Annotated in this window: 21 protein-coding genes and 2 pseudogenes; 11 read left to right on the top strand and 12 right to left on the bottom strand. The window is 56.3% G+C overall.

Annotated features, from left to right (window positions below):
- Positions 1-157: 157 nt before the first annotated feature.
- The 3 genes from DW029_RS09975 to DW029_RS11540 all read right to left on the bottom strand — a co-directional run bounded on the left by DW029_RS09975 (position 158) and on the right by DW029_RS11540 (position 5,694).
- Positions 158-1,324 (bottom strand): IS110 family transposase, encoded by a 1,167-nt coding sequence (locus DW029_RS09975; protein ID WP_118345990.1) that lies wholly within the window; start codon positions 1,322-1,324, stop codon positions 158-160.
- 287 nt (positions 1,325-1,611) lie between these two features.
- A complete protein-coding gene (locus DW029_RS09980) occupies positions 1,612-2,406 on the bottom strand; it encodes an S-layer homology domain-containing protein (RefSeq protein ID WP_233543864.1) in 795 nt (264 codons plus the stop codon).
- 360 nt (positions 2,407-2,766) lie between these two features.
- Entirely contained in the window at positions 2,767-5,694 is a 2,928-nt protein-coding gene (locus tag DW029_RS11540; protein WP_199582648.1) for an S-layer homology domain-containing protein, read from the bottom strand.
- A 171-nt stretch (positions 5,695-5,865) separates the two neighbouring features.
- On the opposite strand from DW029_RS11540, the gene DW029_RS11910 reads away from it, so the two are divergent.
- Positions 5,866-6,174 (top strand): S-layer homology domain-containing protein, encoded by a 309-nt coding sequence (locus DW029_RS11910; protein ID WP_199582651.1) that lies wholly within the window; start codon positions 5,866-5,868, stop codon positions 6,172-6,174.
- Here the strand turns inward: DW029_RS11910 and DW029_RS10010 are convergent.
- The gene (locus DW029_RS10010) at positions 6,111-7,148 is read right to left on the bottom strand and encodes a glycosyltransferase (protein ID WP_158572669.1); all 1,038 of its coding nucleotides are present in this window, start codon (positions 7,146-7,148) and stop codon (positions 6,111-6,113) included. The genes DW029_RS11910 and DW029_RS10010 overlap by 64 nt on opposite strands.
- Before the next feature lie 18 nt (positions 7,149-7,166).
- Positions 7,167-8,252: a glycosyltransferase gene (locus DW029_RS10015; RefSeq protein WP_118345994.1), complete on the bottom strand. Its 1,086-nt coding sequence runs from the start codon at positions 8,250-8,252 to the stop codon at positions 7,167-7,169.
- 152 nt (positions 8,253-8,404) lie between these two features.
- On the opposite strand from DW029_RS10015, the gene DW029_RS11190 reads away from it, so the two are divergent.
- The 4 genes and pseudogenes from DW029_RS11190 to DW029_RS11735 all read left to right on the top strand — a co-directional run bounded on the left by DW029_RS11190 (position 8,405) and on the right by DW029_RS11735 (position 11,672).
- On the top strand, positions 8,405-8,653 hold the full coding sequence (locus DW029_RS11190; protein ID WP_233543861.1) for a hypothetical protein: 249 nt from the start codon (positions 8,405-8,407) through the stop codon (positions 8,651-8,653).
- Positions 8,654-9,486: 833 nt separating this feature from the next.
- On the top strand, positions 9,487-10,311 hold the full coding sequence (locus tag DW029_RS10025) for an ABC transporter permease (protein ID WP_118345996.1): 825 nt from the start codon (positions 9,487-9,489) through the stop codon (positions 10,309-10,311).
- A gap of 8 nt (positions 10,312-10,319) precedes the next feature.
- A pseudogene (locus DW029_RS11730) lies at positions 10,320-11,075 on the top strand (ABC transporter ATP-binding protein); the annotation flags it as partial.
- Positions 11,076-11,087: 12 nt separating this feature from the next.
- Positions 11,088-11,672 (top strand): S-layer homology domain-containing protein, encoded by a 585-nt coding sequence (locus DW029_RS11735; RefSeq protein ID WP_255413802.1) that lies wholly within the window; start codon positions 11,088-11,090, stop codon positions 11,670-11,672.
- 70 nt (positions 11,673-11,742) lie between these two features.
- On the opposite strand, the gene DW029_RS10035 is transcribed toward DW029_RS11735, so the two are convergent.
- Positions 11,743-12,810 carry an acyltransferase gene (locus DW029_RS10035; RefSeq protein ID WP_118345998.1) on the bottom strand — a complete coding sequence of 356 codons (1,068 nt, stop codon included), beginning with the start codon at positions 12,808-12,810 and terminating at the stop codon, positions 11,743-11,745.
- 310 nt (positions 12,811-13,120) lie between these two features.
- On the opposite strand from DW029_RS10035, the gene DW029_RS11740 reads away from it, so the two are divergent.
- Positions 13,121-13,543, top strand: a complete 423-nt coding sequence (locus DW029_RS11740; RefSeq protein ID WP_233543866.1) for a helix-turn-helix domain-containing protein — start codon at positions 13,121-13,123, stop codon at positions 13,541-13,543.
- Between the two features lie 115 nt (positions 13,544-13,658).
- Here the strand turns inward: DW029_RS11740 and DW029_RS10045 are convergent, their stop codons facing one another.
- Positions 13,659-14,540 carry an S-layer homology domain-containing protein gene (locus DW029_RS10045; RefSeq protein WP_233543862.1) on the bottom strand — a complete coding sequence of 294 codons (882 nt, stop codon included), beginning with the start codon at positions 14,538-14,540 and terminating at the stop codon, positions 13,659-13,661.
- A 767-nt stretch (positions 14,541-15,307) separates the two neighbouring features.
- Entirely contained in the window at positions 15,308-15,586 is a 279-nt protein-coding gene (locus DW029_RS10050) for an ATP-binding protein (protein WP_370220336.1), read from the bottom strand.
- 3 nt (positions 15,587-15,589) lie between these two features.
- Between DW029_RS10050 and DW029_RS11745 the strand changes: the two genes are divergently transcribed.
- Both DW029_RS11745 and DW029_RS10060 read left to right on the top strand, forming a co-directional pair.
- The gene (locus DW029_RS11745; protein WP_233543867.1) at positions 15,590-16,387 is read left to right on the top strand and encodes a DUF285 domain-containing protein; all 798 of its coding nucleotides are present in this window, start codon (positions 15,590-15,592) and stop codon (positions 16,385-16,387) included.
- Positions 16,378-17,328: an S-layer homology domain-containing protein gene (locus DW029_RS10060; protein ID WP_118346001.1), complete on the top strand. Its 951-nt coding sequence runs from the start codon at positions 16,378-16,380 to the stop codon at positions 17,326-17,328. Before DW029_RS11745 ends, DW029_RS10060 begins: the two co-directional genes overlap by 10 nt.
- 466 nt (positions 17,329-17,794) lie before the next feature.
- On the opposite strand, the gene DW029_RS10065 is transcribed toward DW029_RS10060, so the two are convergent.
- Positions 17,795-19,075, bottom strand: a complete 1,281-nt coding sequence (locus tag DW029_RS10065; RefSeq protein WP_233543863.1) for a polysaccharide pyruvyl transferase family protein — start codon at positions 19,073-19,075, stop codon at positions 17,795-17,797.
- A gap of 672 nt (positions 19,076-19,747) precedes the next feature.
- On the opposite strand from DW029_RS10065, the pseudogene DW029_RS11915 reads away from it, so the two are divergent.
- A pseudogene (locus tag DW029_RS11915) lies at positions 19,748-20,071 on the top strand (ABC transporter ATP-binding protein); the annotation flags it as partial.
- 216 nt (positions 20,072-20,287) lie between these two features.
- The gene (locus tag DW029_RS11750) at positions 20,288-20,617 is read left to right on the top strand and encodes an S-layer homology domain-containing protein (RefSeq protein WP_370220338.1); all 330 of its coding nucleotides are present in this window, start codon (positions 20,288-20,290) and stop codon (positions 20,615-20,617) included.
- Positions 20,618-20,752: 135 nt separating this feature from the next.
- Here the strand turns inward: DW029_RS11750 and DW029_RS10080 are convergent, their stop codons facing one another.
- The 3 genes from DW029_RS10080 to DW029_RS10090 all read right to left on the bottom strand — a co-directional run bounded on the left by DW029_RS10080 (position 20,753) and on the right by DW029_RS10090 (position 24,971).
- Complete coding sequence (locus DW029_RS10080) at positions 20,753-22,549, bottom strand: AAA family ATPase (RefSeq protein ID WP_158572671.1); 1,797 nt, start codon at positions 22,547-22,549, stop codon at positions 20,753-20,755.
- Positions 22,550-22,750: 201 nt separating this feature from the next.
- Positions 22,751-24,400, bottom strand: a complete 1,650-nt coding sequence (locus DW029_RS10085; RefSeq protein ID WP_118346004.1) for a hypothetical protein — start codon at positions 24,398-24,400, stop codon at positions 22,751-22,753.
- A gap of 139 nt (positions 24,401-24,539) precedes the next feature.
- The gene (locus DW029_RS10090) at positions 24,540-24,971 is read right to left on the bottom strand and encodes an Rrf2 family transcriptional regulator (protein WP_118346005.1); all 432 of its coding nucleotides are present in this window, start codon (positions 24,969-24,971) and stop codon (positions 24,540-24,542) included.
- 180 nt (positions 24,972-25,151) lie between these two features.
- Here DW029_RS10090 and sufC point away from each other — a divergent pair, with 180 nt between their 5' ends.
- Positions 25,152-25,952 carry a Fe-S cluster assembly ATPase SufC gene (gene sufC, locus DW029_RS10095; protein WP_118346006.1) on the top strand — a complete coding sequence of 267 codons (801 nt, stop codon included), beginning with the start codon at positions 25,152-25,154 and terminating at the stop codon, positions 25,950-25,952.
- The last annotated feature ends 2 nt before the right edge of the window (positions 25,953-25,954 follow it).

Genomic DNA, 25,954 nt, shown 5'->3' on the forward strand with positions numbered 1-25,954 from the left:
GCCGAATGCTCGCCATCGAAATTTATCGATGGCCTATTTCAGACTGTAATGGGTGTTCCTATAGTTTTGTCAACGGTTTTCTCCGTTGAGCGACCTAGGTTCTCTCCATGCTGGCGCCAGCCCATCGGCGCGGCAGCTCTCTTTCATTTTTGCGGGGCTAGGCCGCGTAGGGGGCCTTGTCCCGCATGACCGCGTATATAACCTTCAGCCTCTTCCTCGCCACGGCCTTGAGGGCCTCTCCGTGGCACATGCCGCGGGCGCGGCACGACCGATAGTATTCCCCGAACCTCCCCTTGGACCTCACCAGCGAGTTGCATGAGAAGATCAGCAGGTTCTTCAGCCTCTTGTTCCCCTGCCTCGACGCCGTCACCGACGATATCGACGTGCCGGACTGCCTGTTGCGCGGCGCCACGCCGCAGTAGGAAGCCAGGTGGTCATGGTCGGGGAACGCCGAGATGTCGATGGCTATCGCGAGCTCCGAGGCCGTTCGGGGGCCGATCCCCGGCACGGTCATCAGGCACGCGTAGGTGCCGTCCTCCTCGAGCAGCCCGGCTATCTCGCGGTCGAGCCTCGCGACCTCGGACATGGCCTCCGATATGCGGCGTGCGAGCATGCTTACCTGGGGGTTCTCGGCTTTGACCATGATTTCGGCCGGTCGCGTCGACGAGGCCGCCGCATCCCACGCCGCCGCCATTGCGGACCTGTCGGCGCCGCGCGTGAGCGCCCCGAACGCCGCCCTCCCCGCGTCGACGATGGCCCAGGGGCCTCCCAGGCGCTCCAGGACGCGGAGCCACCTGGCGTCCGACGGGTCGACGAGGGCCTCGAACGCGGGGCAGGACTCCAGGAGCATCGAGCGGAGCCTGTTCTTGTCTCGAGTGCCGCACGTCACCAGGTGGTTGCGCTGCGACGCCAGCGACCTCGCCGCCCCCAGCGCCTCGTCGCGCTCGGGCACCGGCAGCAGCGCGTCGGGCACGCCCGTGGCTGTCCCGGCGATCACGTGCGCGTCGCGCTCGTCGGTCTTGGCGTCGCCCGGGAACAGCCTCGACGCCTGGTGCGCCGCGATGCTGGGCAGGTACGCCACGGGCAGGCCGGCCGCCCTGGCCCTCGCTATGGGCAGCGCCCCGATGTTGCGCACCTGGTCGACGACCACGAGTGTCGAGGCGTCGACCTGCGAGAGCAGGTCGTCGAGCGCTCGCTCCGTGTTTTCCACGGGCCGGTTGACGGCGACCTCGCCGTCGGGTGTGAGCAGGCAGGCCCAGTGGGACGCCTCGCCGACGTCGAGGCCGAGGACGGCCCCTCTCGCCTCCGATGCGGTCAGGTGCATGGTATCCTCCAATCGTCGGTCGATCAGAAGCCGTTTCCCGCGACACCCGCATTACCTGGCCGTGACCCGGCCGTCGCAGGAGGGTCCGGCAGTTTCCTATCAGTCGTCTGAAACGGCGGCGTCCGCGTCGGCAACACCCCCCCGGGCCCTCTACGGGGCAGGGGCAGAAGGCCGTCCGCGGGCGCCCGATCGGCGGCCCTGTCGGGCTTGCTTGAATCGTATCCGACTCCCGCTTTCGCAATCAACGGACAATCGAATAGCTCATTTCAAACTATAATGGGCAACCCCTACCCCACGAGCCCCTTGTCGGACATGCGGTGCAGGAAGGTGGCCATGTCGGCGCGCTTCACCACCTCGAAGGGGCGGAACTGGGAGGTGCCGTCGGACATGGACCAGCCCATCGAGACGCCGGTGGAGGCGAGCCAGAGTATCTCGCGGTAATGCGGAGTCGAGGCGCTCACGTCCGAGAAGGCGACGGACTGCTCGGACGCAGACTCGAAGGCGGGGCCGGCCGCAAGGCGGTAGAGGAAGGCCGCCATGTCGCAGCGGGCCACGTCCGCGAAGGGGCGGAAGCTACCGTCCGAGTAGCCGGTGGAGATGCCGGAAGCGGCGAGCCAGGACACGTCGTCCAGATGCGGGGTGGAAGCGATCGCATCATGGAATGTAGGCCTGCTGTACACGACCGCCCTACCGCTCGGCACGTCCGCAGCAGCGTAAACCGCATGGCCTGAAGATGCCCTCCAATACCCATCAGGCAACGAGCATTGACGTGAACCACCCGAGCCTTCGAAGCTAAAACCGGAGCCGAGAGCGATGCGGGCAAGAGACGAACACCCGTCGAACATGGAGTCCATGTCCGTCACCGAGGAGGTGTCAAGATCGGAGAGGTCAACCGAGGCGAGGGACGAGCAGTCTGCGAACATGAAGTACATACTCGTCGCCGAAGATGTATCGAGGCCCGAGAGATCAACGGATTTTATAAGAGAACAATTTGAAAACAGAAACTGCACGCCGACTGCTGAGACGGAGCCCCTAAACACAGCGGACGAAATCCTATCCCTATATTCGAACCACGGGGGCATGCCATCTGAATCCGAATAATCAAGCTCCCCCGATGCTCCGTCGAGGGGCTCAATCACGAGCGCGCCTGCAGAGTCGATGGACCACTTGCAGGAGCACCGCTGAGAGGAACTCGCGTTTGACAGTCAAGATGGTGCGTTCCATGGTGCACCCCTTTCCATAGCGCGCCGGGCACGTGCACCGGCGCTGTGCCGGTCCGAGTGTAGCACCCAGCCACTAATCCCCGTGGATCAAGCTGGTGGAATCGGTGAACGCAACAAGTGCGAGCAGACATGCCCTGGCAATGAAGCTGAAGTTCCAATAGAGGACCAAGTAGATTGGATCAATGCCCCCTTCACGTAGAACAGAAATCAAAGCTGAGATTACTGCAAAACGAGCGACCTAATCATGCTGTAGATGCTCTGACCATAGCCACTCCCCGGAACAGCCCACCTGCCATTAAGAGCAGCGAGCATTGGTGCGCAGCCCCTAGGAACCAGATTAAAGCGACCATCAACAAGCGGGTTCACCAAAACATCCGTAGATGCATAAGCCTTAAGGTGCTGCACCTGAGCACGAATGCCAGTTCGAACATCGGGAAATACCGCACCAGCCGCCGAAGAGTCCACCGCGCCAAGCCCCGCAAAGTTACATTGATCGGGCTTAACGGAGCCTCCGAAGCGTAGCCATCCGGTCTCCTTCATGGCCTGGCAAAACACAACCTCGGCCTTTACGCCCTCAGCTGCAGATTCCTCCATAACGATGCGCCCGAAGTCCTCTATAGTCGCAGCGCCCTTTCCCGTATACACGGAAGCAGGGTACGTAGCGCCCGAGCTCTGGTAGTACTTCACGAACTGCTCGAGACGCGCACTCGTTGCACCCATAATCGAGTAGTCGGAGGCGCTACCCGCACGATTAACGCGGATATTCAATCTGTTAAGGAAGGCTGCAAGGTCTTGCCTAGCAACAGACACCGATCCCCTGTATGTTCCATCTTCATAGCCTGTTGAAATGCCCATAGCTGCCAACCACCAAATGTCCTCGGCATGCGACGTGCTAGCGTCGACATCCAGGAAGCGCAGTTTGGCTCTATCGGTCACAACCCAATTCTTGAACTGGGTCGTCTGGGCAAATCGCTCGTAGAAGCGCCGCATAAACGCCGCCATGTCCTGACGAGCAACGGCCCTCATGCCACCGAAGGTTCCGTCAGGAAAACCTGAAGAAATACCGGTTGAGGCAAGCCACCAAATCTCCTTTGCATGAGGAGTAGAATCACCCACATCGGAGAAACGAGCCCTTTCAGCATCGGAAGGCGTGTAGGCTGGCGACCCGGCGAGCCTATAAAGAAATGCCGCCATGTCCTGTCGGGTGACGGCCAGGGACCCACCGAACGTGCCGTCGGAGAAACCCTGGGTTACACCCTCCGAAGCGAGCCACCAAATATCCTGGGCGTGTGGGGTCGAATCGTCCACATCTGAGAAGCGAGCCTTATCAGAATCTGAAGGCTGGTAGCTGGACAAATTACCCAACCTATAGAAAAGCGCAGCCATATCCTGGCGCGCAACCGTCGCCCATCCCCTAAACGTCCCGTCATCGAAACCGTTGGAAATACCCGCAGAAGCGAGCCACCAGATATCCTGCGCGTGAGGGGTCGACTCGTCCACATCGGCAAACGCGCTCTTGTCCTCGGAGCTAGCAGAGAAGCCATCTGAAGCTCCTCCATAGAAGCACGACTCGAACCTCCTCATGAACGCAGCCATGTCCTGACGCGTGACGTCACGCATGCCCCCAAAGGTTCCATCGGAAAAGCCAGCGGATATACCAGTCGAGGCAAGCCACCAGATCTCCTTGGCGTGAGGCGTCCGTTCATCCACATCCGAGAAACGCGTCTTGTCATATTTCGAGGGCTCATATGCGGGCGAACCGGCGAGCCTGTAAAGAAACGCGGCCATGTCTTGGCGCGTAACCCCCCGCTCCCCGCCGAAGGTACCATCCGGGAAGCCCTCGGAAATCCCCGCGGCTGCAAGCCAGCCGATCTCGGAAGAATGAGGAGTGTCGTCAAACACGTCCGAGAATCCAAACAGGGACACGGGGAAGGTAAGCCCGAAATGCTCCACGATCGCCTGGGCGTCGGCGATACCAAGGCTCTTCAGATTTGCCTCGTTGCTCAAAAAGGCAGCATCGCTCGCATTGTCGACGAAGCCATGCTCCGCAAGAATCGCGGGAATTCCCGCATTACGGCATCCGCGAATAACAGCGAACGCATCGGCCCACGAGCCGTCGGGATAGTACAGCCGCTTGCCATTCAACTCGTAGTAATCCCACTGCGTTCCACGATCAACAAGACCGAGAGCCTCGAATTTATCAAGCATTATCTTTGCAATATCCTCACCTACGCCATGATAAGCGGGATACCAATTGCTAACGGCGGGAATCCACACCTCAGCGCCCTTTCCGCCGCCGGAGTTAATGTGAAAGCTAATGAAAAAGTCGGCAGATACGGACTTGGCAAAGTCCGTACGAGAAGCTAGTTCGACATCGCAATCGCCGTCGCGCGTCATGTATACATCAGTGTGAGCGTAACGTTCAAGCTCATCGCGGCAGTAACGAGCGATTTTAAGCGTTAGGTCAGATTCCCTCAAACCGTTCGCGCAGGCCCCGGGATCGCTACCCCCATGGCCCGGATCGAGAACCACGGTAAAGCGACCGTCTCCATTAATATCGCCAGCAGAAGAGAGCGCCATTACGGTACGCAGGTCCTCCTCGACGTAGCCGCCATCATCCGCTAGCGAATACGCCTGGATGGATACGCCGCCCTCGCTGGAGCCCTCGCCTTCAGAAAGAACGGTGAACGTCCCTTCGGTAGAATTCAAAGAATCGCCTGATAGAGAAACCTCGTATCGTGCATCGCTCCCAGACGATGGCAGCAAATAGGTAACGGAGAAAACGCGATACGTAGAAGCCTCAGCGCCCGGCACAGCAAACAAAGCAGCACCGTCCACGTATTTCACCGGATCGATAACCTGAAAGGCCCCCGACTCCTCGTCTACCACCCGAAGCTCCGGCTGTCCCACTTCAACAGCAAAGCCAACAACAACGTACTGTTCATCCCCTAGGGAAATGCTCTTGTCGCCCATATACACGAATGAAAGATCGGTGGGGTTCCCCTCCAGCGTTCCAGAGTCGTTAGAGCCAGACGCCCCCTCGGGCTCACTTGCAAAAGCGCTCGTTCCACCCATTGAAAAAAAGAGCAACGCAACCAAAACGGACATCATTAGCAACATGTACCTAGAGACACGTGCGGACTTCATAGCAGCACCCTTCAATCACCGGCCAACAGCGGTCAACATGAAAGAGTATAGAAGAAACGCCCTTTCATCAAACATTGATTTAGGAGATTGCTATCGGCAGCCATTTACCTGGCCCTTGCTATAGTCGCATTGGCGCCCACGCCCACCCGCGCATCCCAGTTCTCAGACGTGATGGACGCCACGCCTCACGCCGGGGACATAGGCTGGCTCGCCCAGGCCGGCATCTCCACGGGCTACCCCAACGGCACCTTCCGGCCCATGGTGCCGGTGTACCGCCAGGACATGGCAACGTTCCTCCACCGCCCGTGCGACCACGTCGTCGCGCACAGGCCCACCGAGTCGACGAACACCAACATCTTCAGCGAGGACTGGGCGGTCCATATTGGACCGCCCGATTTCTTTTCATTAAACTGTAATTACCGAGAACATGCGCGTTGGAGACGCAGGAGAGCGAAGCTGCCCCAAGTCACCATGCGGTAGACAAGCGATGGATGCGCCACATGCCCAAAAAACGCATAGTCATCCTCGTCAAAGAAGAACTTCCGTTCATGGCAGGGAATATCAAAAAGCTCGAAGACGCGAGCTCGGCAATCCCCGCCGAAGGCCCAACGGTTGCGCCTTCCAAGTACCGTGTACTTCCAGTGGCACATATGAAGCGCGTAATTTACGAAGTTCCTGCCGCACTCCTGCCAAAGGCCATGCTCCTTCAAGCCATCGCGAAACGAAAGAAGCGCGTCGAGCATGTAGCGATAGTCATCGTTGGTACCATCGCTCAGGCTCCCCTCTCGCGCTCTACGGTAGTAGTAAAGCGTCTCGTCGAGGTAATATAGCCGTTCCGCGGCGCTCAGCGCAATATAGGTAAAGGGCATATCCTCATGGGCTCCCACCATGGGAAAACGAAGAGAAATCGCCTTGAGGTACTCCGTTCGATAGAGCTTGTTTACGGTAAAGCCAACAACGCGCTTGTAAAAGTTATCGATATCGGAGGACCGGAACACAACACCGGCAGGTACGAACTCTTTTACGACGGCGTTTGTGGGGGACGTCTCGCCCGTCTCGTCATCAAAGTTGTCCATATCAAAAATGACTGCATCGGTATCATGCTCGAGCGCAACCTGGACCAACTGCTCAATAGCGGTGGGAACGACGCGGTCATCGGAATCGACGAAACACATGTAGGTGCCCGAAACGTGCCCGATACCCACGTTACGCGTTGATGCTGCGCCGGAGTTTTCTTTGTCGATCACCACGATTCGGGAATCGGAACCGGAACGCCGCCTCAAAATCTCGAGGCTACCGTCCCTGGACCCGTCGTTAACACAAATAATTTCAAGCTCGCGGTAAGTCTGGCCTTGCAAGGAATCAAGCAAGGTATCCAAGTAGCGCTCGGAGTTATATACCGGCACAACGATTGAGACAAGCGGTTTCGAATCGACGATTTTATCTACGGTCATACTCTGGCTCTCGATCATCTATTTACGAACAGCGTGCTTAATGAACGACGCGTACATATGGAAGCGAGAAATAACACCGTTTGCGCATAGGGTGCGCATGTGCTCCTTGAAATCTTGCGGAGGATACTGAACGGTAAGAGCGCGATCGCTAAAGAGCTCGGGATTCTCGATTAGCTCGTTAAGCTCGTACCACTCGACATCCTGGAAAGCGGACCGCGCGAGATTGCCCGCCATCTTCGTCACAGCAAACTCGCGCGACATGCGCTCCATGAACTCTGGCTTGAGGGAGGCATCGAGACGGTTATAGTTCCAGACGTACGTTTCGTACTTCTTGGAAGGTATCACATAGCGGAAGGCCCGCGCACGCTGCGGATTACGAGCAAGATGTTGCTCAAAGGAATCGTATTCATCGCAAACGCAGAACATCTTTGCACCGGACTTAACGGAAGACCCCGCGTTATCGACGCGATAGTTCAAAAATGCCTTGCGGGTGATCACCATGCGCTCCGCAGCGGTGAGCGTCTTAAGAGCGAAACCAGTATCCTGGAAGGAGGCGCCCGCCGTCTCGAGGAACTCAATTCCATTCTTCTTCAAGAACGCTGCCTTGAAGACGGACGTCCAAATTGCAGGGCTACCGCGAAGAATGTCGGGGTGATTAACGGTGTCGAACGCAGATTCGTAAGGAGCATCGGACAAGTTCAGCACGTCCACCAGATCAAAGCGGGTGCCGTTTTCAGACATGTTCCAGTAATTCGAGCGAACCATATCCGCATCGTTCTTAACGGCAAGATCGTAGAGAGTCTCGAACATCTCGGGACGAGCACAATCATCGGATTCAACGATTCCGATGTACTCGCCCTTGGCATGGGAAAACCCGAGATTCATCGTATGTCCATACCCCCGGTTCTCCTTGGTAAGAACCTTAACACGCTCATCCTTCGCCTCATACTCACGCGCAATCTCGAGCGAGTTGTCAGTCGAACCATCGTTTACAACAATAATCTCAATATCCTTTAGCGTCTGAGCGCAAATCGAATCAAGGCAGGCGGGGAGAAAAGTGGCGACGTTGTAAACGGGAACCACTACAGATACTTTTGGGGTCATAACAGCCAATCTCCTGAACTACAGAGCATAAAACATTATAACTGAGCTCGAAGCCCTACAATTGAACTGCAGATTTCATCGAGCATTCGGAACATATTAGCAAGCAAGCCATCGGGCAGTTCAAGCATCTCAAGCATATAAGAAAGGACACGGTGATTATGCTCAACCGTCACGTCCCCCATCATAAAAACTACGCCAACCACGCTGGAGGACGAATCGCGAACTATCCTGCGACCGATCTGGGAGTTTCCAAACACGATGTCCTCGCGCAGCTAAACGGAAGCCACATCTACGCCCGCCGCCCTCAAGGTCTCGATCGAATACCCATCCCGCATAGAAATATGGTGGCATCTCCTTATCACCGCATCAAGGCGCTCGGAATATTCGGTTCCACGATTTAGGGTGGCGTTGGCGCTCAACCCCACGGCGCACACGTCTTTGCCGTACTTCTTTATCTCCTCGTTCAACCAAATGAAAAGGTTGCCCGTATTGATATTCTTGGGATCGTGGGAGGACTGCTTCTCATCCAGTATGGCACCACTAGTCCAAACCAAAACATTGAAATACTCGGAGAACTGACACAGCTCTCAAGTGGAACGAGGGTAGTGAATCTAGTCGGCGTATGCGAGAAGCCCGCTGAAATCATAGCCTGGATCATCCTATAAAAGAACCGAGATGCCTCCCGCCCTCAAGGTGCTAAAGCATCGTGCGCATCATAAGCTCGTCTCCGCAATTGCTCGCGCCATACCATCCAGCGAGCAAAATCAGACGCCCGATGCACTCACTGTTGAGGGATAAATATTCAAGATTGCAATAGCTCGGTCTTTCCTAAAGGGAGTCCAGCTTCGAAATACGGTCGCGTGCATCAATAAGCGCACGCTGCATGGACGCCAAAACGTCGTACATCTTGGACAGACTATCCTTTGATTGTTGGGCGATGCAGCGAACATCCCCAATTCTCTCCCCATCTGCTCGCGCACCGTCCGGGTATCATCTCTAACCACATCCAGCCACTCGCTGAGACCCAAGAACCGTTGCTCGATATTGTGCGTTGCGACGGGAAGCACAAAGCTAACGTCCGTTTTAGCACCCATGAAGAACAGCTTCACATTCATATAGGACACAGCCGCACGCAGAGCGAAAACGACACGGCCTCGCGCAGATTCTATGACACGGCGACCGTGATGCTACTATAACCGAATACGAAACATCTAAACGCGAAGGTGGTCAACCAGTGGCTACAGCCAACCAAAACACTGTTCCCGTTCACGCGGAAAGCGGTCTCAAAAAGGACATTTACATCCTCAAGCAACTTGTTGGAAAAGACTTCAAACTCAAGTATCGTCGAAGCTTCCTCGGCGTACTGTGGAGCGTTCTCAATCCACTCCTCATGATGATCGTCATGGCCGCAGTCTTTAGCACCTTCTTCGTTGGCCTCCGCGGCGAAAACATCGTAAACTACCCCCTGTACCTCATTTTGGGCAACATCACGTTCGGCCTCATGAACGACGCGACGAGTTCCTCGTTGACCTCGATCATCGGTTCTTCCTCGCTGCTGAAAAAGGTTAAAATTCACCGCGCGGTCTTCCCGATTCAAAAGGTTCTTTTCGCACTCGTGAACTTCTTCTTTTCCCTCATCGCAGTCGCAATCGTAATGCTCTGGTTCCGTATCATGCCCACCTGGCACATCATCTGGCTCCCCGTTGGCCTCCTCCTGCTCATGCTCTTCTGCATGGGCGTTGGACTTGCTCTTTCCGCGCTGTCCGTATTCTTCCGCGATGTCATCCACCTCTGGGGCGTAATCATGACCGCATGGACCTATGCTACCCCCTTGTTCTGGGATATCGCGATGATTAACGGCATGGGCCCTCTCATGCAGACCATCTTGAGAGCAAACCCCATGTACGCGTTCGTCATGTTCATGCGTGACATCTTCCTGTACCAAAGGAGCCCGAGCGCCGCGGTGCTACTAAGCTGTGCCTTCTGGGCAATTCTCGCCATGGTGATTGGATATCTGATTTTCCATAAAACCGAGCACAAGTTCATTCTCTACATCTAGGAGCATACATGCCTTCCAATATCACTAAGAATGAAGACTACGCTATCGAGGTCAACGATGTCACCATGGTCTTCAACATGGCGTCCGAGCAGCTAAACAGCCTTAAAGAGTATTTCATCAAAATCATGAAACATGAGCTGTTCTTTGAAGAGTTCAAAGCCCTCAAGAATATCTCGTTCAAGATCAAGCGCGGTGAAACTGTTGGGCTTGTTGGCACCAACGGCTCCGGCAAGTCAACCATGCTCAAGGTAATTGCCGGCGTACTCGAACCCACATCCGGCAACTGTGTTGTCCACGGCAACATCGCCCCCCTTATCGAGCTCGGAGCGGGCTTTGACTACGAGCTCACCGCCCGCGAGAACATCTACCTCAACGGTGCCCTCCTCGGTTACACGAGGGAGTTCATCGAAAGCAAGATGGATGAAATCATCGAGTTCGCCGAGCTTGAAGACTTCATGGACATGCCGTTGAAAAACTACTCTTCTGGTATGACCGCGCGCATCGCCTTCGCCATCGCTACCATCACCGAGCCCGACGTGCTCATCGTCGACGAGACCCTATCTGTAGGCGATGTGTTCTTCCAGCGCAAATGCGAGAAGCGTATCAAGCACTTTGTCGATTCCGGAGACGTAACCGTCCTGCTAGTGAGCCACTCCATGGACCAGGTCGAGCGAATTTGCGAACGCGCTATTTGGATTGAAAAGGGCACCATGCGCATGGACGGCGCGGTGGAGGACGTCTGCCAGGCCTACCGCGAGCAGTTTGCCTTCACCGACATCACCGAGGACACGCCCCATGCAAAGGAAATCTGGTGGCTCGCGCGTCAGAAGATCTCTATGGGCTATCCCGACAGCACGTTCCGCCCCGACGTCCTCGTTGTACGCTGCGACCTGGCAGCGATGCTGTATCGCTACTCCGATGCGCTCGACTACTCCCCTTCCAACGAGGACCGCGCACGGTACTCCGACGTAGACGAAAAAACACCCCACTTTGAGTCGATTATGTGGCTCGGCAACTCTGGCATTGCAGACGTCATCGCTAAAGACACGTTCCTGCCCGACGCAAACGTCAAGCGCTCAGAACTCGCCCAGATGCTCTACCTCCTCGACGGCAAACCGGAATATCATCCCACCGCTCGCCAGAAAAACCTGTATCCGGATGTTGCCGAAGACACACCTGGTGCCCTTGAAATCTGGTGGCTTGCATCGTCAGGCGTCCCCTACAGTAAGGAAAACGGCTCCTATGGCACCGAAGAGGTCATCACTCGCCGCGATGTTGCCATCTTGTTCTACAGCCTGCACAAGGTTCGCGTCAAGCGCATCCAGGACGAGAAGGCGCTGAAGGCAAAGCGGAAGTACTAACGCCTGCAGCTTACTGCTCGCTGAACAAAAACGCCCGGGTCCCAATTGGGACTCGGGCGTTTTGCTATCGCTAACGCCATCCTCCAACAGCATTGCGAACGGCAGGGACTCGATTTAGCACATACGAGACCCCCAAGCCCAAAAGAAAGATGATCCAGGGAAGAACCAGGCGTACGCGGTACGAAACCATGTCCCAAGATAGTAAACCGACAAAAACCTCGCTTAACAAGAAGTTATGCATAAGATACACCCCGAACGTACACGATGAAACCTGCTGGATGAACCCCGTACCAATATGTAGCCTCTCGAACAGGCGACCCCAGTCCACCGTCTTAAACCACACAAAGACGGCAACGGAGGGCAGCAACGCCGTGATGTAGTTGTAGTCGAACAAGGCGGTATCCACAACACCTTTGCCCTGCGAGCTTACCCACGTGTACGCATATCGAACGAAAAGAGCGACTGCAGCAGCCGCGTACAGAACGCATCTATTCTTCGACCGCTCAAAGATACCCGAATCATCGTTCGCGAGAAGGTAACCGAGCACGGTATACATGACGTACCCACCCGCCACGGCAAGACCAATCGAACCATTCCAAGGAATCCCAAGCAGTTTAGCCGCAGGGACAACAACTCCACTCAGCATCACGTAGCCGCCAACAAGATACCAAAGCGTGCCCGTAAAGTCCCTCAATCGCGACAGAACTGGCATGGACAGGACCACGGCAAGCATGGCGAAAAAGAACCAATAGGTCCCGTCTATCTGCACATTCATAAAGACCGTAAGAAAATGCCCCAACGAAGGAGCCCAACCCTCCGGCACGGGATTAAGAACGCCCCATACTTTAATGCAATACTGAAAAACCGACCAAACAAGGAATGGAAAGAAAATGCCCTTCAGTCGAGAGACCAGGAAGTCTTTGGTGCTCTTCCTATCGCGATACCCCATCGTCTTTGCACCTGAGCACATAAAGAAAACGGGGACCGCCCAATAAAAAAGAACCTCGACAAGAAGGGCTTGAGACCAGTGCGGCGTTTGCGGCCCCCAATGAACGATTCCGTTGCAGTGCAGGAAAACCACCGCCAGCGTAGCAACAATAGATAGCATGTCGAAGTATACAAATCGGCGTTTTCCCATTTAATCCTCTATCCATTTAAAGGCACCATCTTGACAGAATCATACCCTCTCAAAACACACCAGCGCAAATTCGCGGCCTTCAATCGGGCGCTACCGCAATAACCCTTGAATATCAACTTCATCCGAACACCTCCCACATTCATCCGTACATGTTCGGATGAATGTGGGAATCCGATACCCTGAGGGCCGGATCGGCCGGCCCGGGAGATCGGAGGACGTCATGTCCGGAAAGAGCGGAAAGGGCGCCGCGAAGGCGGTCCCGAGGGCCTACGGCAGGCTCACCGGGCACAAGCGGGACACGGCCCGGAGAATGCCGGGGCGCGGGGCCTCGTGCAGGGAGATCGCGAGGGAGCTGGGCAGGTCGCCCTCGACGGTGAGCGCCGAGGTGTCGTCGCACAGGTTCGTCACGGCTCCCAAGCCCAGGCGCGGCGAGCGCGTCGACGTGCCACTCGGCGAGCTCGACCTGACGCCGGGACTGATAGGGCGGGCGCGCGAGGAGAGGGGCGATGCCCGCTGTCCTAGCCTGAAGGGAAAACGGAATAGGCGGACCGGCCGTCCGGCTGAGCCTGGGAAGAGGTGCCGGGCGGAGGGCGGGGCATGGCCACCGGGCCCATCGAAACACATCTCCACCGTTCCTTCAACTGGGAAAATGACGCCCCCGGGGCCCAGGAGGGGCCTCGGGGGCGTCCGACTGACTGCGGGAACGGCCTATCCGCTCAATGTGTTCGGCTGAGATCAGAATCAACCTCAAATAACGAATTTCCACATCGCCCATCCTTACTGAACGCAGTTTATGTATAGCCGTCAAGCACTCGCTCAACACCAACATGTGCAGCTCAGTCAAAAACTCATCCAACAGAAGTTTTCAATCGGTGGAGGAAAGCCGCCATGTCGCATCGTTTGACATCCTCATAAGGCCTAAATTGTTTTGAGCCGTTGGGCATTTGCCAACCCTCGGTTACACCTTGAAGATACAACCAAAGAATCTCATCACGATGGGGAGTACCTTGGCTAACATCGGAAAAAGGATTAATGGCCTTCCCGTGCGTATCGCCGCCCATATACTCAGCAAGTCGCATCAGAAAAGCCGCCATATCGCATCTTTTAACATTCTGCATCCCTCGGAAGGTATGTCCGCCGTTCGATTCCGTCCAACCTTTTGAGATGCCCACGGATGCGCACCAATAGATCTCTTTACTATGGTCAGATGAGGGATAGACGTCACTAAAATACGCCCCATCCGCTTCGGAAGGCTCAAATTCTGGGGACCCCGCTAAACGATACAAGAAAGCGGCCATATCTTGACGCTTAACATTTTGGTATGGGCGAAACTCAGTCTGCCCATCCGAATGAGGCCATCCTCTAGTTACTCCAGAATCGTAAAGCCAACTAATATCAGCTGAATGCGATGTTCCCGAATAGACATCAACAAACGGCCAAATAGGCTTTTCGACTGGCTTAGAGGGAACGCCACCTGCAGAGCCCGATCCCTCATGCACGCAATTAGAACAAGGTGTTTTACCACTAGAAATAGCCTGATCAAGGGTCATTGAGGAAGGATTGCGCATACCAGAACAATCCTTTACATAATGATATTTCGTTCCGGTTCGAGAAACATAGACAATCCTAGAGCCATCTTGCGCAGCCGCGTTATTAATCGGTGCAAGCAAAGCCATGAGAAATAGAACGGGCAAGAAGATCCATGCAATACGCCTCTGATGTTGACCCATTTGTACCATAAATAAATAGCGACACCCGAAATCAAGAGTCACCTTAATCCAAAAACAAAGCAGATTAAAGCAAGACTTTAAACTAATTGGCTAAGCGGCAGACCCGCACCGAACATTCGGCTAGTACGGTATCAAGATTTGCGTCTGAGTCATCGATAGATTCAAGACCAGTCCAATGGACTTGGTTGTATCCACTACAGAAATAAAACCCACCAGAATCAAACTAAACGTATTGTCAAGAAGCAAAATTACTGAGTGCCTTTACTTTGAATAGAGCCCAACAATGAACTCTCGGCGGACGGATGATAATCCGAGCGTAGCGTGCGATGACTTTTTACCATGCATGCACCAACCGCGAATAACAACGTTTAAATCAGATGCAGCATAGCGTATGCGCTGCCATCGTACGGACGGTTCATGATTTTCGACTCTTTCGTAATTACATTCAGTTTATCGAGAAAGGCTATTTCTTTCAAATCAAAACAATTAGGCCTGACTTGAAGTGAGTTGCCTTGAATATTAACTTCATCCGAACACCTCCCACATTCATCCGTGCATGTACGGATGAATGTGGGAATCCGATACCCCGAGGGCCGGATCGGCCGGCTCCGGGAGATCGGAGGACGTCATGTCCGGAAAGGGCGGGAAGGGTGCCGCGAGGGCGGCCCCGAGGGCCTACGGTGTGTTTCGTCAATAGTTTTTTGAGCCGAACGTGCACATATTTTTGAACAGCTTGCGCACTGCCCCCGAGCATCCTTTTTGAGCACCTACCCCTCCTGCATCAGGGCGTGCCTGACCCTGTAGGGCTCGCCCCTGAACTGGAGGAGCCTGCCGTGGTGCACAACGCGGTCGATTATCGACGCGGCCATCTGGTCGTCCCCGAATACCGACCCCCAGCGGCTGAACTCAAGGTTCGTCGTGATGACCACCGACTGGCGCTCGTAGGCGTCGGCGAAGACCTGGAACACCAGCCGCGCCCCGTCCGCGTCGAGCGGCAGGAAGCCGAGCTCGTCGATGACGAACTTTCGAACCCGGTCGATATGGATGTCATGTTCTCAGGCTGCTCGTCCCTCGAATCCCTCGAACTCCCCCGCCTCGATTCTCAATCACTAAGGGGGCTGACATCTACGTTTAGGGGTTGCTCCTCACTCAAGACCCTCGATTTGCGCAAAGTGGACGCCCCTAGGCTCTATGATCTCGATTGGACATTCGCCGACTGCTCGTCCCTGCAATCCATCGACCTTGCATCCTCTCGCTTTTCTCGAATGGAGAGCATGCATAGAACTTTCTACAACTGCTCGAGCCTGCAATCTGTTGATCTTTCGAACTTTAGTACCTCAAAAGTGACAGATATGGAATACATGTTTGAAGGATGCGGTAGTCTTAGGTCCCTCGATTTGTCCGGCCTGGACAACTCAAACGTCTCTTCGATGAGAAAAATATTCGCAGGCTGCGATTCCTTGCAATCCCTCGTGTTGCCAAGTCACGGCCCTGGCTTGTACGCGAAGTCAATGTTCTATTTCAGCTGCGGCGAATCCTTCTGCATGACCATCGGGCCAGATATCGATTCATATGATGTCACAACAAACTCATATGCTTCGTTCCCATCAATTCGTACCGGTCAACACCTTGATCGTATCGTGACAGAAAAATGGGTGAACGTGAATACCGGCGAGGTGCTCGCCTCCTCCTCCATTCCAAGCTGTCAAGCCGCCACTTACACCCCTCAAGTGATTTATCGCAGCGCCGCGCCCTCGGTGAATGTCTCAGGAGATCCCTGCCCTGCCGAATCATTGACCGCTACGGTTAGAATTGACGGCGATGCCCCCCGTCGGACATGGAGCTAACCTATCAATGGTACGAAGCCGAATCAGCACAACCAGTAAGCGATGCCTCCAGAAATCCGCACTTTAAAGTTCCCGAGGGAGGGGGACGATACTATTGCATAGTCACTGACCCCCTCGACGAAAAAGGGAAATCCATTCAACCGGATGTGATCGCCGCGATTCACCCTTTGGTGGACCAATGGGCCTTCGATGAAAGCCACCATTGGCGCGAATGCTCGGCGTGCGGAGCTGAGGTGAAAAAATCTGAACATACATATAGCAAATGGGAGACCGTCAAGCGCCCCCTCGCTGGAAATCCCGGCATGAAAGAGCGTCGATGCACATCGTGCGGCTATCTTGAACAAAAAGTGATAACCGCAAATCCCTTTTCCGATGTCTACGAGAGCTCTACTCCGCACTGCGATCACATTCAGTGGATTGCCGAGCGCAAGATCGCGAATGGTTTTCCTGATGGCACGTTCCACCCCTACGCCATCGTTGCCCGTGCCGACATGGCAGCCTTCCTGTATCGCTTAGCTGGTGAGCCCGCATTCGATGAGACGTCCGCTCCTCGTTTCTCCGATGTCTCCTCGTCCACTCCGCATCGCAGGGCCATACTATGGCTGGCTTTTCGCGGCATCTCCAAGGGCTGGGATAATGGTGACGGCACATTCAGCTTCCGGCCGTACGCCAACGTCGCGCGCGCCGACATGGCCGCGTTCTTATACCGACTTGCCGGTAGCCCCAAGTATGATGAAACGGCGGTGATGAGCTTTAAGGATGTCCCTATGTCCGCCCCGCATCGAAAAGCGATTCTATGGCTCGCATCCTCTGGCGTTTCCATGGGTTGGGACGAAGGGGGCGGCATCTATAGCTTCCGCCCCTATCTCGGGGTTGCCCGCGCGGATATGGCCGCATTCCTTCATCGGATGGATGAGTACGGTTTGGCGAAAAGGGCTTGACGCATGCGTAGCCATGCAGGGCGGTGATTATGCGATATGTTTGCCATCGTATCGCAGTTCTAGCCCAATGGTGGCCATTTGGCTCCTAAACCCACCCAACCGCAAAAATGTGCGCAGATACATGCCGAGGAGTTTGCTAAAGAAGGCTCTTGTGTTGAAACGCATCAAGGCAAGGGGTGGAGCGATATTCTGTATATAAATCCTATATACAATTTATATACGGAATATCGATAATAATACAGGTGACACGAGGTTGTTGGCGGTAGTGTCGCGAAAAGTGATGTAAGTCCCTCCAGAGCCGTCGTCGGCCGATATCCTGCGCAACCCTACCGAACTTGTCCGTGAATGCCGCCTCCACGAGCGTCAGGACGCGCTTAACGGCCCCCTCCCCGCCGCCGGCAGCCCGGGCGACTCATAACAACCAATCTTCTGTAGAATTGCCAATCCAAAGAGATCACAACCGATTTCAGGGCCCTACGATTAAACTACAGACTTCATCGAGGAAGCGCTCCGCATTCGAAAGCAGCCCATCGGGCACACGCGGAACAAGACGCCCCTCAAGCAGCGCAGCAAAACGTTCGTCAAACGTTCCGTCGTCTAGACACGTACTCGCCATCAGAAGGCCATCTGACATCCCGAATAACTCGGCAATGTGCCTCATTTTATTCCTATAATGCGGATGGTCATCCACGCACATGAATAGCGTCGGGATCTCAGAAGCCGCCGCGACGAGACAGGCGTGGTATCGATATGCGACCACTGCGTCGCACGAAAGCAACATATTCTGACCAAGATCGTCAGTATAGGGCGCAATCTCGACACAATCGCTTATTCCAAGTTCCTCGCAAAGCTGCTTCAGCAGAACAATGTCGAAGTTCCAGATGTTGTAGAACGGTATCAACCTGACCTTAAAACCTTCACCCAGGCGAGACCGGAGTTCGTCAATAATTCTCGGCAGAACGCGACGGTTGTGCTCGATGGTCACGTCACCCATCATGAGCACAACGCCAACGGTGTAGGATGAGTCCCGCATCGCCTTGGCACCGATTTCGCGATTTCCAAAAACGATGTCTTCGCACAAACCAACTGCAGAGACATCAACACCCGCGGCTTTCAGTGCATCAATCGAATACTCGTCGCGCATGGAGACATGGCGGCATCCCTGAACAACGCGCGACAGGCGGCTGGCGTACTCGCTATTCGCCTCAATAGACTCATTCGCGCTCAAGCCGACGGCGAACACGTCCTTCTGCCGCTTTAACATCTCCTCGCTCAGCCAAATAACGAGGTTGCCGGTGTTGATATTCTTAGGATCATGGGAGAACTGTCCGTCGTCCAAAATCGCCCCGCCGCCCCAAACGAGTGCGTCGTAGTACTCGGCGAGCTGACGCAGCTCCCAGGTCGACCGCGGGTAGTGAATCTGATCAGCGCACGCAGGAAGCCGACTGAAGTCGTAATTAGGATCGTCCCACAACAGTACCGAGACGCGGACGCCCATACCCTCAAAATGCTGAAGCATAGTGCGCATCATGAGCTCGTCACCGCAGTTGCTCGCTCCATACCAACCGGCAAGCAAAATGCGACGACCATTATACTCGCGATTAAGAGAAAGGTACTCGAGGTTACAGTAGCTCGGCTTGTCCTGAGCAGACTCGAGCCTCGACACGCGGTCCCGAGTCTCACCCAAGATGGACAGAGCGGCCTCCTGCGCAGCCTCTACCCTCTTGCTCGTAGATTGGTCCTCCACCCTCTGCCGAATGGCCTCTGCCTCGCAACGAAGCTGACCCATCTCCTCGGCAACGCAAGCAAACCTGTTTTCAATATTTCGCGTAGTAGGTGGGAGGACCGAACGAAGACCAGACTTGATGCCCATAGCTTGTTGCCTCACATTCAGTAATTGAGTAAATTAGCGCCGAACAGGGCGCGTCGCTTGTCCCGTAGATTCTATGACACACTAGCCGTGATGCTAATATAGCGGAATGCAAAAAAGCAGAATACAAAATCTTTACTTCGAAGGTGGTCATCCAGTGGGCATTGCCGACCAAAGTACAGTTTCAGCCCACATAGACAGCGGACTGAAAAAAGACATCTGCATCTTCACGCAGCTAGTTGGCAAAGACTTTAAGTTGAAGTATCGTCGCAGCTTCCTTGACGTGCTCTGGAGCGTTTTGAATCCGCTTCTATGATGATCGTAATGTCTGCCGTGTTCAGCACGTTCCTCGTGGGACTGCGCGGGAAGAATATCGTGAACTACGCTCTGTATCTTATCCTAGGTAACATCACCTTCGGCCTAATGGATGATGCGACGAGCTCGCCTCTAACCTCGATTCTCGGCTCATCTTCCCTACTCAAGAAGGTGAAGATACATCGCACGGTCTGTCCGACCCAGAAAGTCCTTTTCGCGCTTGTTAACTTCTCGTTCTCAATTAAGCGCGGAGAGACCGTAGGCCTCGTTGGAACCAACGGATCCGGCAAGTCTACGATGCTCAAGATAATTGCAGGCTTGCTTGAACCCATGTAGGGCAGCCGCATCGTTCGTGGCAACACCGCACCCCTCATCGAGCTCGGCGCCGGCTTTGACTACGAGCTTACGGCTCGTGAGGACATCTATCTCAATGGCGCGCTCCTTGGCTACACAAGGGAGTTCATCGACAGCAAGATGGATGAAATCATCGAGTTCGCCGAGCTTGAGGATTTCATGGACATGCCGCTGAAAAACTACTCATCTGGTATGACCGCGCGCATCGCCTTCGCCATCGCTACCATCACCGAGCCCGACGTGCTCATCGTCGACGAGACCCTCTCTGTAGGTGATGTGTTCTTCCAGCGTAAATGCGAAAAGCGCATCAAGCGCTTTGTCGATTCAGGAGACGTAACCGTCCTGCTGGTGAGCCACTCCATGGACCAGGTCGAGCGAATCTGCGAGCGCGCCATCTGGATTGAAAAGGGCACCATGCGCATGGACGGCGCGGTGGAGGACGTCTGCCAGGCCTACCGCGAGCAGTTTGCCTTCACCGACATCACCGAGGATACGCCCTATGCAAAGGAGATCTGGTGGCTCGCACGCCAGAAGATCTCTACGGGCTATCCCGACAGTACGTTCCGCCCCGACGTCCTCGTTGCGCGTTGCGACCTGGCAGCGATGCTATGGCCACGCACGCGCAGCCGGACAGCTCCACGTTCCAGGCGAAGCAGGTGGGCGACGAGCGCTTCGCCCACCTGCCCACGCCCGGCGACGTCGTGGAAGGATAGCACGGGCACGGTTCATCCGCCTGGCAGCGGTCGATAAGTGCTTTAAGACCGGCATCCCAGCGCTGCGCCGTGGCATGAAGGATGCCCGCAAGATCATCAAAGACCCCAACTGGAAGCCCATGCCACCCATGAAGGACGCGGAGTAGCGGGCACACCCGTAGGCTTCCTCCCCCTACAGCCGCTGGCACACCGCTGCCACATGCCGCCCGTCAAACCCGAACCCCCAGCGCATGCGGCCCACACCGGGTCGCGGCACGCGAATCTCATCAATACACTTGCGTTCTATGTCGAGCAGTGCCTGGACGGCCAGCAGTTCCAGGCCCAGCGCATCCACACCGGGGTCGTACATCAAGTTGATCGTTATCAGCGGGCGCTCGTCGAGCATGCCGATCGTATCGGCCACGTCGAACACCGCGCCTGTAGGGAATACCTGAATGTCCCAGCGATTCGCGCCGCACTTTCGCCTCGAAGCAGGATTGGCATAGCCCGGCAAGCCAAAGCAGAGCCCCTGCAAGAGCAGGTGATATGTCAACGGCGCATCTGGCTCAGTCGCACCGATTCCCGCATCTCCAACAACGCGCCCCAGTGCCCGCCTCACCGTATCCTCGTCCCCGCGGCACAGCCCGTCGCGAAACGCATCGATGTCTCGAACGTCCTCGGCAGCGCACTCAAACCATTCAATAATCACCAGACGCAACGCCTGACGAAGCTCGTTATTGGGTAGCCGCAGAGCACGGAGGCGGCCACCATGCTCCGGCTCCTCAGTCATGTCCGTCGTCAGAAAACCGGACAGGTACAGCGCGGTCCACAGATCGTCGTCCGGCAAGGAATCCGGCTCCGTGGCGCCCAAACGAAGCGGAGCCTCGACGCATCCATGGGCCTCGAGCAAATCGAACAGGGCCGAAAGGCGGTCGAGATTCCACCCGTCAACCACCCTACTCAGGCAGTCGGCATACCCATACAGGTCGGCACGCACGGGCGGCGTGCAACCCCGGTCCAAAAAGCCGATCACACGCGCCGGACTCGAGCAATATGCCCCGCCAAACCGGTACCCCTCGAGCCATTCACGAGCGTCATCAACATGCTCCTCGTATCCAGCATGAGCCACCAGGGCACAAACCTCAGCATCCGAAAAGCCGAACCACCGATCACACCACGTCGAGAGCGGCGTCGCCAGACGATAAGAGCAGCCGCGCACAGAAAGCGCCGCCTCGGTAGGGCCGGGGTGCTCCCCCATCAGGCATGCCAGTCGCAAGGAATCGCCCGCATCGGCAATGGCGGCGAATAGCACGCGATCGAGCAGCTCAGCCGGATCGGCACCAGAAGCGCCACTCGCGCTCGCACGACCCAACCACGCCGCATCGTACCCATCAACGAGCAAGACAACCTGCTCATCGCAAGCCATCTCCAGCAGTTCAATGAGCACGCCAAGTACCGATTCAAACTCGCCATCGCTCGCCACCCCACGCGCAACACGCTCGATGAGGCGTACCTTGTCTCGAGGCAAATCCGGAGCCTCCAAATATGCCAGCAGGCGAGCACACTCGCCCAAAAGGGCATCATGCACGACACCGACAACAGTGGCGCCACGCCTCGCAGCGTCCGAAAGGTCCAGCGATATCACCGGATAGCACGCGTACTCGCCCCGATAGCGTCCGCCGTCCGCATCCCAAATCTGGGTATCGGCAAACAGGTTCCGGCCAGCGCAAGAGGGCGCGGGACACTCCAGAAAAGCCTTAAGCATCGACAAGTTCATGCTCTTGCCAAAACCCTCGGGTCGACAGCACACCATAACGGACGCATCGCAATCCAGCACATCGGCAATAAACATGGTCTTATCGACCAGCGTGCAGCGGTCAAGGGCTTCCACATAGTCGTGCATACCAATGGGCAAAACGGCATCGTCGGCACAACCGATCAAACGCACGCCAAAGTCGTCAGCGCAACCATCATTTACCTGTTCAGACACCGTAACTTCCCCCTCGATCCCAGCACGATGCCAATTGTAACGACCGTCTCGTTCTCGATGCCGTCGCCGCGCAAACATATCGGGCAACGGTAACAATAAGAGGCGCGAGGGGGCATAACTAATCGTTGCACAACAAAACGGGACCCGATGCAATTGCACCGGACCCCGTCCTCACTCTTTAGGCAATCGGCAACCGAGAGACTACTCCTCGGAACCATCCTGGCCAGCAGCCTTGTTCTGCTGATCGAGCTTATGCTTACCGCTCACGATAGACGTGGCACCCAACGTGGCCAAGCTTGCGCTGGCAAGGCTCGCCATCACGATAAGGTCACCCGTCTTGGGCATGTTGCCGCCCGAGGACTTGGTCGTGGTAGTGGTCGTAGTCGTCGTGGTGGTCGTAGTGTTGCCCTTATCCCCAGTCTTCTGGGCGTCGGCGTCGGATTGCTTCTCGCCCGCACCGTCGGAAGCCTCGGAAGCGCCGTCGGCATTGGAGCCGGAGCCCTGGTCAGACGCTTCCTCACCAGAAGTAGAACCGCCATTAATGCCCGCCATCAAAGACGACCCCAGCATGGAGCCAAGCTGCTCGCCGGTAGAAGGCTTGTTTTCCGTCGAAGAGTCGCCGGAATCGGCGCCCTCGCTCGAACCACCCTCGGAAGTATCGGAGCCAGACCCGTTAGAGGGGCCGGCATCGGCAGAGGAATCGCCAGCGCCACCGGAAGCCCCCGCACCGGTGGAGCCAGAAGTCGCACCACCCGTAGCGCCGTCAGAGCCAGAAGTCGACGAATCGCCCGAGGCATCGCCGGTCGCAGCGCCACCAGACGTAGCCCCACCATTACCGGCGTCCTCGCTGCCCGCATCGGTCGAAGGCGCCCCCGTACTACCACTATCGCCCGCATCGCCATCGGTACCAGGCGCCGGTGCGGCGGGAGCGGCGGGCGCCATGCTCGGGCCAGGCGCCGGCGTGGGCTCAGGTTCCACAGGCGTTGCCGCGGCAGCCTCGTCCTCGGCAATATAGACCAAGCAGTCCTTGAGCTCGTTGCGGTAACGGTTCTTCCAGCCCTCGTGGTACTGGGGCTGGCTGGAATACTTGGTCGCCACGTTATTGACCACGCTGTTGGAAAGCGCCGTCACAAACTCGCGATCGGACATGCTGTTGGAAAGGTTTGCCCACTTAAAGAAGTCCCGGCAGCCACCGGTGCCGCACATGTTGGTAATACTCCACACCATGCCCTTGACGCAGTCGGCACGGCCGGAAATGTCAATGCCAAGCGCGTCCTTGAGCCACGCCTCGGTCACCGCATAGTACGAGTTATATGCATACGCATCCTGCAGCGCCGAGAACTCGGCAGGGTCGGTGTTATAAGCGCCCTGGAAGGCCTCCTGCGCAATGCGGCCCAGCTCGGTGAGCTGCCCGTTCGCATACATGGGGTTATTCGCGTTAGAGATCTCGCCACCGCGATCGATCGCGGCCTTAAGCATGCAGTACTTAGCAGGATCATAGTTGTAGACCTGCTTCATAAACGGAATGAGTGACCAACGGCGGTCGAACTGATAATAGCCCAGCGCGTTATAGCCGTCGCCATACGAAAAGCCCTGGTTATAGTTGCCGTGGCTCTCATATTTGGTGAAGTACTTCATCTCGTCGGTCACGTTGACAAACGAAACGCCCTGAACCGACCTCAGCACGCCCGAGAAGGACTGCTGAGTGTAGAGGCCCTTATCGATATCGGTGGCATCCGAGGCAACGCCCGGCGTGGGCTCCTCGGCCATAGCGGTCGCAGGCACGGCAACGGCGCCAAACGAAAGCGCCAACGTAAGACCCGCGACAATGGCGGAATGCTTGGGGTGCATAAGATCCTCCCTGCATTGGTGTAGCTAAAGTGCAGTTTGCAAAGATGGATTTAAGTATTACAGCTCGCCCGTTGTTGCACAACAATCACTCGGTAAACGGCAACAACCCTCCGCGAAATCTTAAGGAATTGCGCTCGAGCTACAGCTTAATGTCAAAGTTTATCTCGGGGACGGTGGCCAGATCGGCCAGCGTCACACCGTCGACGTACTTTTCGATCACGTCGTCCAGACCGCGCCAGAACTTGACGGTCGAGCAAAGGTCGCTGCGGGTGCAGCTGTTGTCGATGCCATCGCACGCCACCGGAGCCGTACTGCCCTCGACGGCACGCAGGATGTCGCCGGCGCGCACCTCGGCCGGGTCCTTAGCCATCATGTAGCCGCCGCCCTTGCCGCGAACGCTCTTAAGCAGGCCCGCCTTCATAAGCGGACGAACCAGCTGCTCTAAATACTTTTGTGAGATATGTTCACGGTCGGCGACCTCGCGAAGGCAAATCTTGCCCTCGGCGTCACCAAGCGCCGCGATGTAGATCATCAATCGGAGGGCATAGCGGCCCTTAGAAGAAATGAGCATACCTACCCTCCCATAACGCTGGGGACAAACACTTCCGATGAATTTGCCCCACATCTAGAAAAGTCGAGTGAATTAGTCGGGTTATCCCTTGACTAACGCCGAACCCATAGTAACTTTATTCCGAGAAGATTCCTAGGGTTTAGTACACCTATGAGTACACCATATACAGAGAGGGACAGCATGAGCGCAAATCCGCTGCTTTCCATCGAAGGTCTGACCGCCTCCGTGGACGAGAAGACCATCCTCCACAACGTCAACCTCAACGTCGCCGCCGGCGAGACCCACGTGCTGATGGGACCCAACGGCGCCGGCAAGTCCACCCTCGGTCACCTGGTCATGGGCGACCCCGTCTATACCGTGCAGGACGGCCGCATCGTCTTTGACGGCCAGGACATCACCGAGCTCACCACCGACAAGCGTTCGCGCGCCGGCTTGTTCCTGAGCTTCCAGGCCCCGGTCGAGATCCCGGGCGTACCGCTGTCGAGCTTTTTGCGCGCCAGCATCGCCGGCCGCCCCGGCCTGGAGATGAAGGGCAAGGAGTTCCGTCGTCGCGTCAAGGAGCTCGCGGCCGAGCTCAATATGGACACCGCCTACCTCAACCGCGAGCTGGGCGTGGGCTTCTCGGGCGGCGAGAAGAAGAAGGTCGAGATGCTCCAGCTTCTGCTGCTGCAGCCCAAGCTCGCCATCCTGGACGAGACCGACTCGGGCCTGGACGTCGACGCCCTGTCCACCGTCAGCCACGGCATGGACGCCTACCGCAAGAGCTGCGACGGCTCCATGCTCATCATCACGCACAACACGCGCATCCTGGAGCACCTGGATGTCGACCGCGTCCACGTTATGGTCAAGGGCCACATCGTGCGCGAGGACGACGCCTCGCTCATCCCCTGGATCGACAAGAACGGCTTTGAAACCTTCGAGCGCGAGGCCGCCGAGCAGCGCGCCCAGGCCGAGGCCGCCGCTGCCGAGCAGCAGGCGTAAAG

Origin of the sequence: Collinsella sp. AF38-3AC, from assembly GCF_003474365.1 — a bacterium.
In the GTDB taxonomy this organism is placed as follows: domain Bacteria; phylum Actinomycetota; class Coriobacteriia; order Coriobacteriales; family Coriobacteriaceae; genus Collinsella.